Source organism: Hyalangium sp. (genome assembly GCF_035629615.1).
GTDB lineage: Bacteria > Myxococcota > Myxococcia > Myxococcales > Myxococcaceae > Hyalangium.
Window position 1 is genome coordinate 1 of record NZ_DASPHO010000295.1, and the last position, 17,258, is coordinate 17,258.

9 protein-coding genes and 1 pseudogene are annotated in these 17,258 nt (G+C 66.5%); 8 read left to right on the forward strand and 2 right to left on the reverse strand.

Going from position 1 to position 17,258, the window contains the following annotated elements; genetic code table 11:
- Positions 1 to 19: 19 nt before the first annotated feature.
- Together VD972_RS15000 and VD972_RS15005 are read left to right on the forward strand one after the other, a co-directional pair.
- Positions 20 to 145 carry an immunoglobulin-like domain-containing protein gene (locus VD972_RS15000; protein ID WP_414654064.1) on the forward strand — a complete coding sequence of 42 codons (126 nt, stop codon included), beginning with the start codon at positions 20 to 22 and terminating at the stop codon, positions 143 to 145.
- A gap of 1,043 nt (positions 146 to 1,188) precedes the next feature.
- On the forward strand, positions 1,189 to 5,337 hold the full coding sequence (locus VD972_RS15005) for an MG2 domain-containing protein (protein ID WP_324987235.1): 4,149 nt from the start codon (positions 1,189 to 1,191) through the stop codon (positions 5,335 to 5,337).
- Positions 5,338 to 5,365: 28 nt separating this feature from the next.
- Here VD972_RS15005 and VD972_RS15010 read toward each other — a convergent pair whose 3' ends face one another.
- On the reverse strand, positions 5,366 to 5,542 hold the full coding sequence (locus VD972_RS15010) for a hypothetical protein (protein ID WP_324987237.1): 177 nt from the start codon (positions 5,540 to 5,542) through the stop codon (positions 5,366 to 5,368).
- 206 nt (positions 5,543 to 5,748) lie between these two features.
- Between VD972_RS15010 and VD972_RS15015 the strand changes: the two genes are divergently transcribed.
- From VD972_RS15015 to VD972_RS15040, 5 genes are all read left to right on the forward strand, one after another.
- Positions 5,749 to 6,435 carry a type IV toxin-antitoxin system AbiEi family antitoxin domain-containing protein gene (locus tag VD972_RS15015; protein ID WP_324987240.1) on the forward strand — a complete coding sequence of 229 codons (687 nt, stop codon included), beginning with the start codon at positions 5,749 to 5,751 and terminating at the stop codon, positions 6,433 to 6,435.
- Positions 6,436 to 6,616: 181 nt separating this feature from the next.
- Positions 6,617 to 6,814, forward strand: coding sequence for a nucleotidyl transferase AbiEii/AbiGii toxin family protein (locus VD972_RS15020; RefSeq protein ID WP_414654065.1), 198 nt, complete (start codon positions 6,617 to 6,619; stop codon positions 6,812 to 6,814).
- A gap of 12 nt (positions 6,815 to 6,826) precedes the next feature.
- Positions 6,827 to 6,970 (forward strand): hypothetical protein, encoded by a 144-nt coding sequence (locus tag VD972_RS15025; RefSeq protein ID WP_324987246.1) that lies wholly within the window; start codon positions 6,827 to 6,829, stop codon positions 6,968 to 6,970.
- A 2,236-nt stretch (positions 6,971 to 9,206) separates the two neighbouring features.
- Positions 9,207 to 9,356, forward strand: coding sequence for a hypothetical protein (locus tag VD972_RS15035; RefSeq protein ID WP_324987253.1), 150 nt, complete (start codon positions 9,207 to 9,209; stop codon positions 9,354 to 9,356).
- A 102-nt stretch (positions 9,357 to 9,458) separates the two neighbouring features.
- The gene (locus VD972_RS15040) at positions 9,459 to 15,512 is read left to right on the forward strand and encodes an RHS repeat-associated core domain-containing protein (RefSeq protein ID WP_324987256.1); all 6,054 of its coding nucleotides are present in this window, start codon (positions 9,459 to 9,461) and stop codon (positions 15,510 to 15,512) included.
- Between the two features lie 296 nt (positions 15,513 to 15,808).
- Here the strand turns inward: VD972_RS15040 and VD972_RS15045 are convergent, their stop codons facing one another.
- Positions 15,809 to 15,946, reverse strand: a complete 138-nt coding sequence (locus VD972_RS15045; protein WP_324987262.1) for a hypothetical protein — start codon at positions 15,944 to 15,946, stop codon at positions 15,809 to 15,811.
- Between VD972_RS15045 and VD972_RS15050 the strand changes: the two are divergent.
- Positions 15,943 to 16,336 (forward strand): annotated as a pseudogene (locus VD972_RS15050) (tyrosine-type recombinase/integrase); the annotation flags it as partial. The gene VD972_RS15045 and the pseudogene VD972_RS15050 sit on opposite strands and share 4 nt — an antisense overlap.
- Positions 16,337 to 17,258: the final 922 nt, after the last annotated feature.

Genomic DNA, 17,258 nt, shown 5'->3' on the forward strand with positions numbered 1-17,258 from the left:
CGGAAACCTGGCGCCGAGCGTGGTCGCCGTGGACTACGTGAACGGCTGGGTCGAGGGGACGTACACGGTGCGCTACGAGGTGAGGGACAGCGGCGGCAACGCGGCGCCGACGGTGCAGCGCACGGTCGAGGTGGACTGTCCCTGAAGCCCGGCCTGGGGGAAGGTCAGTGAAACGGAGCGGATCCTTCCCCCGCTCCCATCCTGGGGAGCGTGAACTGCGGTGGTGGGAGGCGTTGCTGGGTTGCGCTCCGGCATGTGAGGCCTCAGTGGATACAGCGGAGCATCCGCTGCAGCCACACACCTCATTTCGCTCCTTGCACGTGAGGCAATATAGGGGGACTCCCCACTGCCGGACATCGCCTCCTTGTCGGAGGGAACGGTCCATGAATGGATGGCAGGCGCAAGTGCAGCCGCTGGCGCAGGATGGAGGCTCCCCCCAGAGGGAGCGGAGGAGGCGAGGGAGGCGCCCCAGGCAGCTGGGAGGCAGGAAACGAGGAAGGAGGGGACAGGGCGAGTGGACTGTGCAGGGCTGCTACGAAGGAGCTTCGTGTTGGATGAGTTCGCCTGCGGCAGGTGTGGAGGCAGGCTTAAGGGTGTTGGCGTACGTGAAGGAGGAGGGAGGGGTGCGCGCGATTGTGGAGCACCTGGGCCTGCCCACGGCGTCAACCCCGAGCGAAGACCTTCTCAGCCCACTCAGGCACCCACTTGCTCTGGGGCTGACGCACCCAGATGCAGGGGCTCACCGCCCGGGTCGGAAGCCCTCCCTGCTCGGGCGACGGATGAGGGGCATCCGCAGGCGCTGTCCACCACCCGCCTTCCAGCCGATCGGCGCTCACTGCTCTCAGGTAGATGAAGCCAGAAAGAGCGCCACTGACCCATCTGAAGCGTGCCACCAGGGTGTCGCCCGTTTGGCGCCAATCGAAGATCTGGCCGACCCCGCTGAAGCGGTAGGCAAGCTTCAACTCGCCACCGATCATTCGCCCATAGGCCATCGTGCCGCTCTCCAGCCACTTCGGGCCTCTTCAGCAGGGCAGGCCGGCGGGCCTGCTTCGTCAGATGCCGCACACGAGAGTTCGCTCCCAACGGGTTGGAAGACTCCCAAGCTCCCACGTATGTTCCCCCGGCAGAGAACTTCCAACGGGCCCGTTCGTTCCCTCTCGTCGCCTCTCCTCTCTCAGGGAAATCCCCATGCTCGACTTGCTCGCGCCGCGAACCGTCGGGGCGCTGCTTGCCCTCGGACTGACCGTGCCCGTCTCTCTCAACTCCTATGTCCTCGGAGCCAAGGCTGACACGAGCTCGCTGGGCGGATCGAACCGCTACCTGACCTTCGTCAGCACCGACAAGCCGCTCTACCGCCCCGGCGAGAAGGTGATGGCGCGTGGCCTGCTGCTCAAGGCGGATGACCGCAAGCCGCACCCGGGTGGAGCCAACGCTCAACTCGAAATCCGCGGGCCCAAGGGCGACGTGGTCACCACCGCGATCGTGAACATCAAGGACGCGGTGTGGGGCTACTCGTGGACCGTGCCCCCTGAGCAGGCAGGCGGCGAGTACACGCTCAAGGTCTCCTACCCTTGGACGGGAGACGCCCCCGCGGAGCGGAAGTTCGACGTGCGCGCCTACCGGGCGCCGCGGCTCAAGTCTCAGATCGAGTTCCTCCGCGATGGCTACGGCCCCGGTGACACGGTCACCGCGACGCTGGACGTGAAGCGCGCCGAAGGCGGAGTGCCCGAGGGCGCGAAGGTCACCGCCACCGCCGTCGTCGACGGAGCCACCGCGGCGCAGGTGACGGGCAAGGTGAACGAGAAGGGCCTGTGCACAGTCACCTTCAAGCTGCCGGCGCGGATAGATCGGGGAGAGGGCTCCCTGGCCTTCGCCATCGAGGACGGAGGCGTGGTGGAGACGGCGGCGAAGACAATCCCCATCCTGCTGCAGACGCTGGACCTGACCCTCTACCCGGAGGGCGGGGACCTCGTGGCAGGCCTTCCCGCGCGCGTCTACTTCGAGGCGAGGACGCCGGCCCAGAAGCCCGCGGATCTGGTGGGCTCGGTGATTGACCAGGCCACGGGCCAGGTGGTGGCGCCGGTGCGCTCGGAGCACGAGGGCCGCGGCCGCTTCGAGCTGACCCCGCGCGCGGGCGTGAAGTACGCGCTGCGCATCGACGAGCCCTCGGGCATCAAGAAGACGTTCCCCCTGCCTGAGGTGAAGGCCAGGGGCGCCATCCTCCGCACGAGCGAGGACGTGGTGCCGGCCGGCAAGCCCGTCACCCTCTCCGTCTCGCTGTCGGGCGTGAGCAAGGCGAAGCTGACGCTGAGCAAGCGCGAGGTGGAGGTCGCCTCGGCGCAGGTGGGCGCCCAGGGCCAGGTGACACTCAACCCAAAGGACGCGGACGGCGTGCTCGTTGCCACGGTGTGGGACTCCGATGGCCGCCCGCTCGCGGAGCGGCTGGTGTTCCGCCAGCCCGAGAAGGCGGTGAACATCGAGGTGCGCGCGGAGAAGAAGAGCTACGTGCCTGGCGAGGTGGTGCAGCTCACGGCGAAGACGACGCAAAACGGCAAGCCGGTGTCCGCGGTGGTGATGCTCACCGTGACGGATGACGCGGTGCTCGAGCTGATCGAGAAGCGGGACCAGGCGCCGCAGCTGCCGGTGATGGTGCTGCTGGAGCCCGAGGTGAAGGAGCTGGCCGACGCGCACGTGTACCTGGACGAGAAGAACCCGAAGGCCCGGCTGGCGGTGGACCTGCTGCTGGGCACCCAGGGCTGGCGGCGGTTCGCGCTGGCGGACGCGGTGAGCTTCGTCTCGCGGCACGGCGACCAGGCCCTGCGTGCGCTCGCGGTGCGGGTGCCCACGGCCTACGGAGGCTTCGACGACGAGGGTGGCATCAACGCGGTTGCGGCGGTGCCCGGGGGACGGGGACGGGGGCGGCAGGGGATGGGGATCGGGGCGGTGAACATGGCTCCGCGCGCGCCCATGGCTGCGCCCGTGCCGGATGCGGTCGCGCCACCGGCTCCGCCTCCCGCGCAGCGCCCGGTCATGCAGCAGCCCATCGCAGGCCAGCAGCTCCCGGCCAAGCCCATGCCGGAGCCCAACGCGAGCATGGCGGGCGCTGCCGTCGCGGGCAAGCGGGCCAAGCGGGACATGCTCTTCGAAGAGGAAGATAAGTCCTTGGCGCGGCGCAGGCCCGCCCAGCAGGTGGTCTACTTCCGCGAGCACGCGCACAAGGTGCGGCCGGGCCGCAAGCCGGGAGACCGCGTCGACTTCGCGGAGACGCTCTACTGGAACGCGGGTGTGCGCACCGACGCCAAGACGGGCGAGGCGAAGGTCTCTTTCGGCCTGAACGACTCGGTCACTCGCTTCAAGGCGTTCGCCGGAGCGGTGGACAATGACGGCTCGCTGGGCTCGGCGGTGGCGGAGATCGAGTCGGTGCAGCCGTTCTACATCGAGCCCAAGATTCCCCTCGAGGTCACCTCGGGAGATGTCATCCAGCTGCCGGTGGCGCTGGTGAATGGCACGGAAGGGACGCTCAAGGGCGCGGCGGTGAAGCTGGACCTGAAGGGCGACGTGAGGGTGGCGGCCATCGGCACGGTGGACCTGGCGGCGAAGGAGCGAGCCCGGCGCCTCGTCGAGCTGAAGATCGGCCAGGAGTCGAAGCCGGTGGACCTGAAGCTGGCGGCGAGCGCGGGCGACTACCGGGACACGGTGACGCGCACGCTGACGATCAAGCCGAACGGCTTCCCCATCACGGCCTCGTTCGGCGGGATGGTGTCGGCGCGGACGCCGGCGGTGCACACGATGACGCTGCCGGGCAACGTGGTGCGCGGCAGCGTGAAGACTTCGATTCGGGTGTACCCCACTCCGCTGGCGAACATGACGGAGTCGCTCGCGCGGCTCATCCGCGAGCCGTCCGGGTGCTTCGAGCAGACGAGCTCGACGACGTACCCGATGACGATGGCGCAGCAGTACTTCCAGTCGCACAGCGGGGTGGATCCGAAGCTGGTGGCCTCGGCGCGAGAGAAGCTGGAGGCGGGCTACAAGCGGCTGGTGGGCTTCGAGACGAAGGAGAAGGGCTACGAGTGGTTTGGCGAGAACCCGGGCCACGAGGCACTGACGGCCTTCGGGCTGCTGCACTTCTCGGACATGAAGCAGGTGCGCGAGGTGGACTCGGAGATGCTGGCGCGCACGCGCACCTGGATGCTGCAGCAGCGGGATGGCAAGGGCGGGTTCGAGCGCAAGCGGCGCGCGCTGCACACGTGGATCGAGGACGCGGACACCTCCAATGCGTACATCACCTGGGCGCTGCTGGAGAGCTCGGATCGGCCGGCGGAGACGGCGCGCGAGCTGGCCAAGGAGATCGCCTCGCTCAAGGCGGCGGCGGCGAAGAGCCAGAACAGCTACGTGCACGCGCTCACGGCGAACGTGCTGGCGCTGGCGAAGGAGCCGGGCGAGGCGAAGAAGCTGATGGCGCGGCTGGCCGAGAAGCAGGGCAAGGAGGGCGTGGTGGAGGGTGGCTCGCAGTCCATCGTGGGCAGCTCGGGTGAGACGCTGCAGATCGAGACGACGGCGCTGGCAGTGCTGGCGTGGTTGCGCGAGCCAGCGCATGCGGGAAACGTGGAGCGCTCGATGAAGTTCCTGGCGAGCTCGTGTGATGGAGGCCGCTACGGCTCGACGCAGAGCACGGTGCTGGCGCTGAGGGCGATCGTCACCTACGACAAGCTGCGGGCGGCGAAGCGGGCCTCGGGGGCGGTGCGGGTGTACGTGGATGGCCAGCCGGTGGGCAGCGCGGTGAAGTTCGAGGCGTCGGCGCAGGAGGCCCTCAAGCTGCCGGACGTGTCAGAGCTGATCACTCCGGGCGAGCGGAAGCTCGAGCTGCGGATGGAGGGGGGCTCGGAGCTGCCCTACTCCATCGAGGTGACGTACAACGCGCTGGTGCCGGCCAGCTCCAGCGAGACGCAGGTGTCGCTGGAGGTGTCGCTGGCGAAGACGGCGCTGACGGAGGGCGAGCCGACGGAGGCGCGGGTGCTGGTGAGCAACAAGACGGACCAGAAGCTGCCCACAGCGGTGGCGATCTTCGGAGTGCCGGGGGGGCTCGAGGTGCGGCACGACCAGCTCAAGGAGCTGGTGAAGAAGAAGACGGTGGACGCCTACGAGGTGATCGGGCGGGACGTGGTGCTCTACTGGCGGGGCCTGGAGCCGAAGAAGCGCATCGACGTGCCGCTGTCCCTGATCGCGGCGGTGCCCGGCACGTACACGGGCCCGGCAAGCCGGGCGTACCTGTACTACACGGACGAGCACAAGACGTGGCAGGACGGAGTGAAGGTATCGATCGCGCCCAGGCAATAGCCTGATGAGCTGAAATTTCAACTCAGCCTCAGGGAGGGAGCAGCCGCCGGAACCCGTGCCCGAGCACGATGAGCATGAAGACCGCGTTGCGCGCTATCAGCCCTGGCCAGAACAGGGGCAGTGGCCCGGAGCGCTCCGGAGCTCCCTCCAAGGGGAACTGCCGCGCCAGCCGCTCCGCCAGCCGCTCCATCCATCGCGAGCACATCCCGGTGCGTCAACCGCTCGAGGCTCGGACGAAGCTCTCCAGCCGCTCCGGCTGGTACGCCAGGCACACCCCCAGCAGGGGCGCCCGCATGGCGGCACCGTTGCCCAAGGAGGCGTGGTGGCCACACCTTGGGCTGGGCGCTGGAAGCCCCGGCCCGCAGGGCAGCCCATGACACACGAAACTAAACCCAGGGTTACCTTTGGTACATGGGAGTCGAGAAACCCGACAAGCCCGACTGGAATCGGCTGTACGAGGTAGCCAGCGCCCAGGACGGTTACTTCTCAACCCGGCAGGCGGGGACTGCAGGTTACTTGTCTCAGCTCCTGCTCAAGCACATTCGAGGCGGCCGGATAGCGCGGGTTCGACGGGGCGTCTACAGGCTTGTCCATTACCCCGCCGGGGAGCATGAAGATCTCACTATCGTCTGGCTTTGGTCGGAGCAGGCAGGAGTGTTCTCGCACCAGACTGCACTGGCGCTTCATGGCCTCTCCGACGTGCTTCCAGCGCAGATCCATCTGACGATCCCGGCCGCATGGCGCAATCGCCGCTTTCGTGTGCCCGGCGACGTCGTTCTCCATCACGGTGATGTTGCCGTGGACGAAGAGGAGTGGTTTGGGGCTGTTCCGGTCACGTCACCTCAGCGCACCCTCGAGGACTGCGCCGAGGTCATGTTGGCCCCAGACTTGGTTCATGATGCTTTCGAACAGGCCGCTGCGCGTGGGCTCATTGACCGCAACTCCGTGCCGGGTGTCATCGCGTATCTCAAGCAGTTCTTCTCGGTCTCGCGGAGCGCCTCGGGGCCGCACTTCGGGTCGGTCTCTGGAAGCGCGTCCGGTGCATGGGGCCGTTCGTCGTCTGGCAGCAGGTCCGCCGGGCGTACCGTGAGACGCTGATGACAATACGTATCTACAGCACACCGGAAGCGTTCAGACAGGCGCTGGAGCAGCGGCTGCGTTCCGGGACGGAGAGCGGGACCGAGTTTTCGCGCAAGCGGCAACTCCTCGTCTTTGATCGGTTTCTGGCGCGCATCGCGGCCGTCCTTGGCGACGCCGCGATACTCAAGGCGAGACGCACATCGCCGAGAAACTTCATGCGTATACGATGCCGCGGTCCCGCCCGAACTCGCGGGTGAAGGATCTTCCGGACATCGCGTTGCTCGCGAGCGCGCAACCGCTCAAGGCCACGCACCTCCGCGATGCGATTGAGCAGACGTTTAGGTTTCGGGGCACACACGAACTCCCGGTGATGTTCCCGGAGCCGCCTACTGTGTGAGGCGACCTTTACATGAAGATGGCGCGCGACGACAAACTTGAGTGGCCGATGCTCGCGGAGGTGATGACGGCTGCAAGGGCCTTTCTCGATCCGGTCCTTGCCGGGGGACTCGACGCTCAGTGGGAGCCGCGGCAATGGGCGTGGGAGAAATCATGACGCTGACCCTACCTATCTGGCGCTTCCAGCCTCGCGTCCCCATCGCCGCTTTCTCCGGAGCAGCTCCAGGTGAAGTACAAGTGCGTGGTGCCGTCCGGTAGCGGGCGCTTTATCCGTGAGGTGATGCGGCCGTCCTCCGCTCGTGACAACGGCTCCAGCGCCAGCGCGCCACGCGCCCCGTAGCGGCATAGCCGTTCCAGCCCCAGCCTGTCGTTGGCATGCAGGTGCGTTTGGGCGTGCAGGCAGAAGGCCTCCAGGATGGCGCACCGGGGTTGCTTTCGGGGCGGGGGCCGCACGCCTCAGGCCCATGCGAGAGGAGTGCCCCTCTTTTTTCCACCAGGAGCAGCACGCGGTGGCGCACCCTCGCCCGGCTTCAAGCTGCGGGCTGCGCGGCTTCTCCACCCGCCTGGCGCACTGCTCGGGCGGCCCCCGTCAGCGGCCCTCCTCGGCCCCTCCGATCCAGTCCGCCACCTCTCAACAGGCCTTCAATCCTTCCTATGCTTCGCCGGAAGACGCGGCTGCTCCGAACGGCGTGGATCATCTTCTTCACGGTGTCCTCCATGCGGCGCGCACACGGAGGGCCTGGAGCCTCGCGTGGCGCGTGAGAGCGCCAGCAGGGCGCGGTGGTGGATCAGCTCCAGGTGGACGGAGGGCAGCTCACGCCGGAGTTGGGCACGGGAGACTTCCGTCATCCAGCCGGCCCGAGTTGGTGGGATGGCCCACCTGCGGGCTTATGCCGTGACTGAGTGTGAAGTTGCTCGTCTAGGGGGCAGGCAATCTCTGTGCAAGCCTGGAATCAGGTTAGGCGAGCAGATGTGTCAGGTCGCCTTCTCGTTTGCGCAGCAACCCGGCCTCATCCAGCCTCTCGGCGTCCGCTCCTTCCTCCCCACTGCCAAAAGCGGCGGGCTCGCCTCTTCCGGCCCCGGCTCCGTCCCCGCTTCGCTCGCGCGCCTGAACGACGCCTCCTGGCTCGCGGCACTATGGACACTCCTGGTTTGGAGCGACACAGATGTGGCAGCCCCCTGGAATCGGTTCACAGCATCTCGTTCCGCGTGGGCAGCGGAAGCGAGGCGGCGGAGGTGGGGGTGGAGGTGGCGGGGGCGCCGGACACGTAGCACTCAATGCGTTCACGCTGGCTTGAAGCGAAAACCCTTCGGCCTCGAAGCTGTCGCTGCCATAGCCCTTCAACAGGACTTCGATAAGGTAGTTGCTGAGAAACGACTCCTGACCCAGGACCTCCCACTGGCGCACGTGAACCAACTCGTGCATCAGCAACCCGATCGAAAAACGGAACATCGAGCTCGTGAGACCGCACAACAAGTCAGCAGTCGTGCGAGGTGGCTCGCTGTACAATGAGTCGAAATATGCGTCGCGCATGATGATTAGTCGGTCGAGTGTAATTGCGCCCACTCTCGCATTCGTGAGGTACAGACCGGCCCCTGGCGCACGTTCCGAGACAAGACGTAAGCGCGCTACGTGCCCGGGCTCGAAGCGCGGCCAGCTTACGGGCGCCGAAGCCATGAGTTCGTTCACGATGGTCTGCACGAATGGCGGAAGCTCGGAGCCGGTCTCCGTGAGCACAGCGATCTGGGTTTGTGCTGTGAGGCGGATCGGCTCCAGGAAGTCATCCGCCGGACGCAAAAATCCTCGCACGAACTGGTCGAGCGCAACTTCGGGCGGCATCAGCTGACATTGCAAGGTTTCCCAATGTCCCTCTACGAAAGTTCCTCCGAGAACGCACTCTGGATGCAGACGACACGTGGGTCCGCAGCAATGCACCAAGCCCAAGAACGCACACAGACGCCAGTTATTCTGTGTACACTCGCCCGCATCCAACGGAGAAGGTGGCACCCAGACCGGCTCAAGCAACTCCCAGCAAATGTTGACGTCAGCGCGGGCTCGTCCGCCTGCAGTTAGTACCAGGACGAGAACTACTGCGCTCCTGACCAGGTATCTCATGGCTATCTCCGTCTGACTTTGTTACCAGGCCAGCACGTGCCTGCCGGACGAGCACGAGTTGTCGTAGCTCTGGCCATAGTGGACGGTGGCGTCCAGGCCCATCCTCGATTGAGCTCCGCTGGAAGATCCCAGAGTGATTTATGCACGCGCACCGTGCCAACAATGGACGTTCGGGTTGGCTCCTCCACTTGCACGGTCTGTCAGGGTGCTACTCACCTTCTCCACGCTCGGTTACCTTCTGAAGTTGCCCCGATTCCATGGGTCAACTTCATTGCTGATGTGGATCTGGCTCATCGTCGCGGCCTTCTTCCTCCAGGGCGCGCTGCTGCGCAGTTATTCCCCGTCCTTGCGCCACGCCGAGGGGCATGGCACTCCGGACATCTTCCGGCGCACACGGAGCACTTGCCTGACCCTGGAGGGTAGGTGATCTATTGTCCTGCCTCAGTGTGCCATATGCCCCCTTGGACAGATTGTTCTTGGGTGGCTCGTGCCTACCTTGCGCGCGCTATAGACGCTGGAAATGAGGAGCATGATGCGCACGCGAGGCATGGCATTGTTGGCGGTGGCGTCCTTATGGATGTTCGCCTGCGAATGTGGCAAGCCGACCCCGACGCCCACTCCGACCCCGCAGCCGGAGCCGACACCGGACAGCCCCTACGAGTTGGGGGCGCCACCGCTTGATCGGAGCGTGGGGACCGACCTCTGCACGGCGACTCAGTTCCTCTACACCGGAACGACGGCAATTCAGACCGGGGTAGCGCCCGGGACGATCGACTGCGGACGGGTGGCCGTCCTGCGCGGCAGGGTCCAGACTCGCGAGGGCCAACCTCTCGCGGGCGTCGCCATCAGCGCCCTCAACCACCCTGAGTTTGGCCAGACCCTGACCCGCGATGACGGCAGGTTCGATCTGGCCGTCAACGGGGGCGGTCTTCTCACCGTCAACTACGCCAAAGCGGGGTACCTGCCGATCCAGCGCAAGATCGAGCTCCCCTGGCGGGACTACCTGAGCGTCGAGGACGTGGTGCTCAGCGCTCCAGACCCTCAGGTCACGCTTGTCGCCTTCTCGGCGGGCGCGCCGCTCCAGGTGGTACGCGGCAGCCCTGTGAACGATCGCGACGGCACCCGCCAAGCGACCCTGCTGGTGCCGCCGAGCACCCAGGCCACCCTCGTGCTCCCTGACGGCACAACCCAGACACCGGCGAGCCTGAACGTGCGCGCGACCGAGTACACGGTCGGGGAGATGGGCCCGGGGGCGATGCCGGCCGAGCTGCCGCCCACCAGCGGCTACACCTACTCCGTTGAGTTCAGCGTCGACGAGGCCGTGGCGGCCGGCGCGACCGAGGTGCGCTTCGACAAGCCGCTGATCAACTACACCGAGAACTTCATCAACGCCCCGGTCGGCAGCGCGGTACCGACCGGCTCCTACGACAGAAAGCAGGGCAAGTGGCTCCCCTCGAAGAATGGCCGTGTCGTCAAGATCCTGGGCATGACGAACGGGATGGCAGACCTCGACGTGACAGGCAGCGGTCAGCCTGCCAACGCTAGCGCCCTGGCTGCCCTCGGGGTCTCCGAGGCCGAGCGGGCCAGTCTGGCGACGTTGTACACGGCCGGGCAGAGCCTGTTACGGGTGGAGATCCAGCACTTCAGCCCGTGGGACCACAACTGGCCCTATGGCCCGCCGCCTGGGGCGCAGCCGCCCCAACTCGGGCTCTTGGACAAGGAACCACCGAACCCGTGTCAGACCGGCGGCACGATCATCAAGTGCGAGACGCAGACGCTCGGGGAGACGGTCTCGATCGTGGGCACGCCGTTCAACCTCGTCTACCAGAGCGACCGGGTCCCCGGGTGGACGGCGGCCAAAACGGTGGACATCCCGATCATCGGCCCGGTCATGCCCCCGTTGAAGGGGGTGCGCCTGCTGATTGACATCGCCGGGCGGCGCTTCGAGCAGCGTTGGGCGATGCCCAACCCCTCCAGCCCCAATCCGACGCTGCCGCCGCCAACCCCCAACCTCACCTACCACTTCGCCTGGGACGGCCTCGATGCATACGGCCGCCCCGTCCAGGGGCGGCCGCTGGCGGTCATCCGGGTGATGTACATCTACCCCCTCGAGTACTACGAGGCGGACGATAGATTTCAGGAGAGCTTCGCCCAGTTCGGTCAGAATCTGGACCTGTTTGACGGCCGCGGCGCGTGCCGCAGCGCCAGCCTGGCGGACGGCTACTTCTTCTGCGGGATCCCGATCCAGCAGACGCTGGCCCGCGCGATCGGCCCGTGGGACGTCTCCGCCATCGACGGGCTCGGAGGGTGGACGCTCGACGTCCACCACGGCTACGACCCCAACGAAAAGGTCCTCCACAAGGGCGACGGGACGAAGATCCGCGCCGAGGCGCTCATGCCGGTCGCGCGGCGCATCGCTGGCGGCCAGACAGAGTTTCCGGCGGCCGAGGGCGGCTCCGCTCTGGAGGCAAGACTCGACTATCTCAGCGACATCGCCGTCGGGCCCGACGGCAGCATCTACGAGGCCTCCGGCCTCAACTACAACCACATCCGCCGGATCGATCCGAACGGTGTCATCCGGACCGTCGCAGGTACCGGCACCAAGGGGGATCCGACGGGGGATGGTGGTCCCGCGCTGAGCGCCGTCCTTGGCGATTACGTGAACGGGATCGCTGTCGGGCCGGACGGCAGCATCTACTTCACCACCATCGGGGCCAACTCGCACGGGTATGTGCGCAAGATCGACCCGAACGGGATCATCACGACGATCGCGGGCAGGCGCGACTGGTCGACTGGAGACATGGGGGACGGCGGGCTCGCGGTCAACGCCCAGGTCAGCGCTCCGACCGACGTCATTGTCGGGCCGGATGGCAGTGTCTACTTCGGCGAGCTTAAGACCAGGGTCAACGGATGGAAGGCGCGCGTGCGCAAGATCGATCCGAACGGGATCATCACGATGTTCGTGGGCGGCGGTGCGGACGCCACCCGAGACGAGGACATGGGAGCTGGCGAGCCGGCTCTCCAGCACGAGCTCTCCGAGCCGACGGGCCTCGCGTTTGGCCCCGATGGGACTCTCTACATCGCCCATAGCACTGACAGCATCGTCGTCAAGGTCGCCCCCAACGGTATCCTCACCCGCATCGCCGGCACGAGGAACGGCGGGCACTCTGGCGATGGGGGGCAGGCGATCCTGGCCAGTATCGGCGGACCGACCAACGTGACGGTCGGGCGGGACGGGGCAGTCTACATCCGCGCCGTCGATGGGTTTCCGAGCTCGACCCTCATCCGCAAGATCGACACCCACGGAATCATCACCACGGTCGCGGGGCGAAAAACCGGGCGCGAAGCTGATTGCGACGCCACCGACAACCCGCCTGTTCTCCAGACGTGCATCTCGTCCCACAGCCGCGGGCTCGAAATCCAGCCGGACGGCAGCATCCTCTACAGCGACGGCCGCCACTGGATCCGCCGCATCGCCTCGCCGCTGCCCGGGTTCGGTACCGACTCCTCGTTCATTCCCTCCGAGGACGGGACCGAGTTGTACGAGCTCAGCGGCAACGGCCGGCACCTGCACACCCTGGACGCTGTGACTGGCGCGGTGCGCCATACGTTCGCCTACGACACCGCCGGCCGGTTGTCCACGGCGACCGATGGCGACGGCAACGTCACCCGAATCGAGCGCGACGCAGACGGCAAGGCCTTGGCCATCGTCAGCCCCGACGGCCAGCGCACAGGCCTGACGCTGGACGCCAACGCCTACTTGGCAAGCGTCACCAGCCCGGCGGGCGAGACGGCCCGAATGACCTACGGATCAGGCGGGCTCCTGGCCACGTTCACCGACCCGCGGGGAGGAACCGCGCGCTTCGAGTACGACGCGGTGGGCCGGCTGGTCCGCGACACGGATGCAGCCGGCGGGGTCCAGTCGCTGTTGCGAAGCGAGACGATCGACAGTCTGAGCGTGACGGTCCGGAGCGACCTCGGGCGGGAAACCACCTTTGCGAGCCAAGTGCTCTCCACCGGCGACCGGCTTCGGACGGTCCGCAAACCTGGCGGCGCCCCATCGACGTCGCTGGTCGGCACGGACGGCACGCAGACGCTGACTGATAGCACCGGGGTGAGCAGAGCCCTGACGCTCGCCCCGGACCCTCGGTGGGGGATGCGGGCTCCGGTAACGAAGTCCCTGTTCGAAGCGACGCCGAGCGGCCTGCGCCGCGAGATCACCGCCAAGAGGACGCTGGACTTGGCGGATCCCACGAACCCGCTCAGCCTGCGCTCGTTGACGGACCAGTTCACGGTGAACGGCCGGACCTACACCAGCGCGTATTCATCTGCCACCAGGACGCTCACCACTCTCACACCTTCGCGACGCCAGGCGAAGATGGTCCTCGACGGCCAGGGGCGAGCGGTGCAGGCGCAGGTCGGCACGCTCTCATCGACGAGCTACGCGTACGACAGCCGCGGTCGGCTGAGCAGCATCACGCAGGGGAGCGGGGCCGACGCGCGCACCGGGACCTTGAGCTACAATAGCGCCGGCTATCTGGACACGATCACCGATCCCCTCGGACGGACGACGAGCTTTGGCTACGACGTGGCTGGGCGTCTGACGGCGCAGACCCTGCCCGGCGGTCGGGTGATCCGCTACACCTACGATCCAAGCAGCAACCTGACCAGCATCACGCCGCCAGGGCGGCCCGCCCACAGCTTCAGCTATACCCCGGTGAACCTGCCTGCGGCTTATACGCCGCCGACGGTGGGGGCGGCGGCCCATCAGACGCTCTACGCCTACAACACGGTGCGCCAACTGCTCCGCTTCACGCGCCCGGACGGCCAGACTGTCGACCTGGGCTACGACAGCGCCGACCGGCTCAGCACCCTGTCGTTGCCGACCGGACAGCATGGCTACACGTATGATCCGACTACCGGCAACCTTGTGACGAACACTGCTCCGGGTGGGACCACGCTTACCTACACCTATGACGGCTCGCTGCTGACTCGCGCCGCCTGGAGCGGCGCGGTCTCGGGCACCGTCAACCGCACTTACGACAACAGCCTCCGCGTCAGCTCCCAGAGCGTCAACGGCGGCAATACGGTCGATTTCCAGTACGACAATGACAGCTTGTTGGTCCACGCGGGGAGCGTATCGCTCAGCCGCGACCCCCAGACCGGCTTGATCACGGGGACGACGCTCGGAAACATGACCGATACACGCACCTACAACAGCTTCTCCGAGCTCGTCGGCTACAGCGCCGCCTCCGGCGGCACCAGCCTCTTTGCTGTCGACTATGCACGTGACAAGCTGGGACGGATCACCCAGAAGGTCGAAACAATCGGCGGATCGACGAAGACCTATAGTTACACTTACGACCCGGCCGGTCGGCTGACCGAGGTCAAGGTCAACAGTGCGACCGGAGCCGCGTATACGTACGACAGCAACAGCAACCGGCTGAGCTACACCGGACCCAGCGGTACCGTCACCGGCAGTTACGACGACCAGGATCGGCTCACGCGGTATGGCGCCACCACGTTCGGCTACACCGCGAACGGTGAGCTGCTCATAAAGAGCACCAGTGGTCAGACCACGACCTACCAGTACGACGCGCTCGGCAACCTCCTCACCGTCCGCCTCGCGAACGGCACCTCGATCGAATACCTGATCGACGGACAGTATCGCCGCATCGGCAGGAAGGTGAACGGAGCTCTTGTGCAGGGGTTTCTCTACCAGGATGATCTGCGGCCCATAGCCGAACTGGACGCATCTGGCAACGTCGCCAGCCTCTTCGTCTACGCCAGCCGTGCAAACGTGCCGGACTACATGATCAAGAGCGGCACGACCTACCGCATCGTCGCCGACCATCTGGGCAGCCCTCGTCTCGTCGTCAACACGACCACCGGCCAGATCGTGCAGCAACTCGACTTCGATGAGTTCGGCAGCATGTTGAGTGATACGAATCCCGGCTTCCAGCCGTTCGGCTTCGCAGGCGGCCTCTACGACCGTGACACAGGTTTCGTCCGCTTCGGTGCCCGCAATTATGATGCGGAAACCGGACGGTGGACGAGGAAGGATCCGATCGGGTTCATGAGCAGGGATGTAAACTTATACGCGTATGTCGCGAATGATCCCGTCAACAACGTCGACCCGTCCGGCTATTTGGGCTTCGGTGGATCGATCGGCGTGGGAGCGGAAATGGGCTTGGGTCATGGGGCAGCCGCTCAGGCAAGTGTCGGTAACGCTGCCTTCTGGGGAGGCGAATCTGGCTTGAACATGGGATCTTACTATAGCCACGGTGGATTTTTGGGTGGAGACCAGGGGGGCTGGCAATCGGTCACGTCGGAGGTCGGCTCCGTCGTCGGTGCAGGTGCAGGGGTCGGTTGGCAGCTATTTGTTACAAATGCCACGTCAGTTAACGATCTGGCGGGGCCCTTCACCTCTCTTCAGGCAGGCATCGGTATATTCGGTATCCAACTCGCAAGTGACGGGCGGATATATCAGTTCAGCTTCGGTATCTCCAAATCATGGGGCGAGAGTTTCAGCATTTACAAAACCACGACTGTTCCGATCGACTCGACGGCTCCGTGCCCATGAGGCGGTGGAATCGTCAGACGCGCATAGGCTGCCCCCTGACTCACTGCGCTATGCTCAGACAGCTGTGCCCGACGCCGCTCTGGTTGACGCGCAGCTGGCGGACATCCGCGAGAAGCTGGCGACACTGAGCGCCGCCAACGAATGGCTGACCGCCGAGCGCGACGAGTACCGCAAGCTGTACCTGGAGATGCTCGAGCTGTGCCGAAAGCTCGAGCGCGGCATTGTTGGCCGGAAGCGCGAGCTATGCTTCGATCCAGTCCGCCACCTCTCAACAGGCCTTCAATCCTTCCTATGCTTTACATCTCCCCCAGCATGTCCTTGGCCGCGTTGTTCGACAGCGCCGCGTCGATGTCTTCCCGCGTATAGGTCGCCGCCCGCCAGATCGTCTGCTCGACCGCGGGGTCACACCCAGCCCGGCGGGCGCGCTTGGGCACGCCGGCACCTGCGGGGCCGCTTCGTCCTCTGCCAGGATGACGGCCAGCCGCTCACGGCGGGCAAGATGGAGCGACCGCTTCGTCGCGCCCTCAAGCGGGCAGGCATCAGCCGCGAGGAGGGGCGGATCGGCTGGCACGACCTGCGCCACACTCTACGGGAGCCTTCTTGCGATGCGTGGAGTCGCGCTCAAGGTGATCCAGGGGTTGATGTGTCACGCGACGATCGAAATGACGATGCGCTATGCCCACCTGAGCCCCGACACGAACCGTCAGTACAAAAGCACCTTGCCCGCTCGGAAGAAGCACGCCCGCGTCTCGTCCGCCCCGTCCATCGCGGCGTCGATCTCCCCCGCGTCCACCTGGCCCAGATTCTCCGTACGAGACCAGTAGTTGTCCGTGCCTCGCCGTACCACCTCCAGCTGGCCGCCGTGGACGAAGGCCAGCCGGGGAGCACCTCCCGAGTCTGCGGCGACGGAGAACTGCGACAGTGAGAAGCTCTCCACCGCGGACACGGTCACCGTGCTGGCGCTCACGGGGGTGGCGAGCACCACCCGGTGCAGCCCCGTCGCGCTGAGGACCAGCGGCCCCGCGGGCGCCCAGGCCGTGGAGATGCGCGTACCGCTCAGGTTCGCCGGCAGCGTCAGCGCCTGCGCCGCGCTCCCGCTCTTCCAGGCCCCCAGGAGGTTGACGCCGTAAGGAATGAAGAGCGTCCCACTGGGGCTGAAAGAGGCCTCGCCCTGCGGCGGCTGGCCCGAGTTGGCCCCGAGCGGGAAGGACACCACCTCCGCGGTCCAGGTCGCCGTGCCCGTCCGGAAGGCCACCGCGGTGCGCCACAGCGTCCCCCCCGTCGGCACGCTGCCGTACCAGCCATAGACGAGGGTGGGCCGCTGGCTGTTGGAAGGATCCAGGGCCATGGAGAGCTGCGCGCCCGTCTGAAACGGCACCGTGGCGGAGTCCACGCGCTCGCGGGTCCACACGCCGGTGGAGCTGGAGCGGGTGGCGTACCAGAGCCCCCGGCTCGCCAGGGAGTACACGAGGTGCGGCGTCCCATCCGCCGCGACGGCCATTGCCAGGGACGTCTCGAGCGGGCCTCCGGTGTTGAACCCCAGGCCATCCACTTGCTGCATGGCCCACGTGGTGCCCGTCAGCGTGCCGTACCACAGCGAGGCGTGCGTCACGCCGCGGAAAGCCAGGTGCGCCACCGCGCCGCGCATCTCCAGCTGGCATGCGGTGCCAAAGCGCTCGAAGCCCTCGGCCACCACCGCCGGGACGCGGACGTAGGGCGTCACGGTGAGGGTCTGTGTCGCCGTGG

Excerpts from the sequence above, each read along its gene's own strand:
- VD972_RS15005 (WP_324987235.1), top strand. The coding sequence starts at position 1,189 with ATGCTCGACTTGCTCGCGCCGCGAACCGTCGGGGCGCTGCTTGCCCTC.
- VD972_RS15010 (WP_324987237.1), bottom strand. The coding sequence starts at position 5,542 with ATGTGCTCGCGATGGATGGAGCGGCTGGCGGAGCGGCTGGCGCGGCAG.
- VD972_RS15015 (WP_324987240.1), top strand. The coding sequence starts at position 5,749 with ATGGGAGTCGAGAAACCCGACAAGCCCGACTGGAATCGGCTGTACGAG.
- VD972_RS15025 (WP_324987246.1), top strand. The coding sequence starts at position 6,827 with ATGAAGATGGCGCGCGACGACAAACTTGAGTGGCCGATGCTCGCGGAG.
- VD972_RS15035 (WP_324987253.1), top strand. The coding sequence starts at position 9,207 with ATGTGGATCTGGCTCATCGTCGCGGCCTTCTTCCTCCAGGGCGCGCTG.
- VD972_RS15040 (WP_324987256.1), top strand. The coding sequence starts at position 9,459 with ATGATGCGCACGCGAGGCATGGCATTGTTGGCGGTGGCGTCCTTATGG.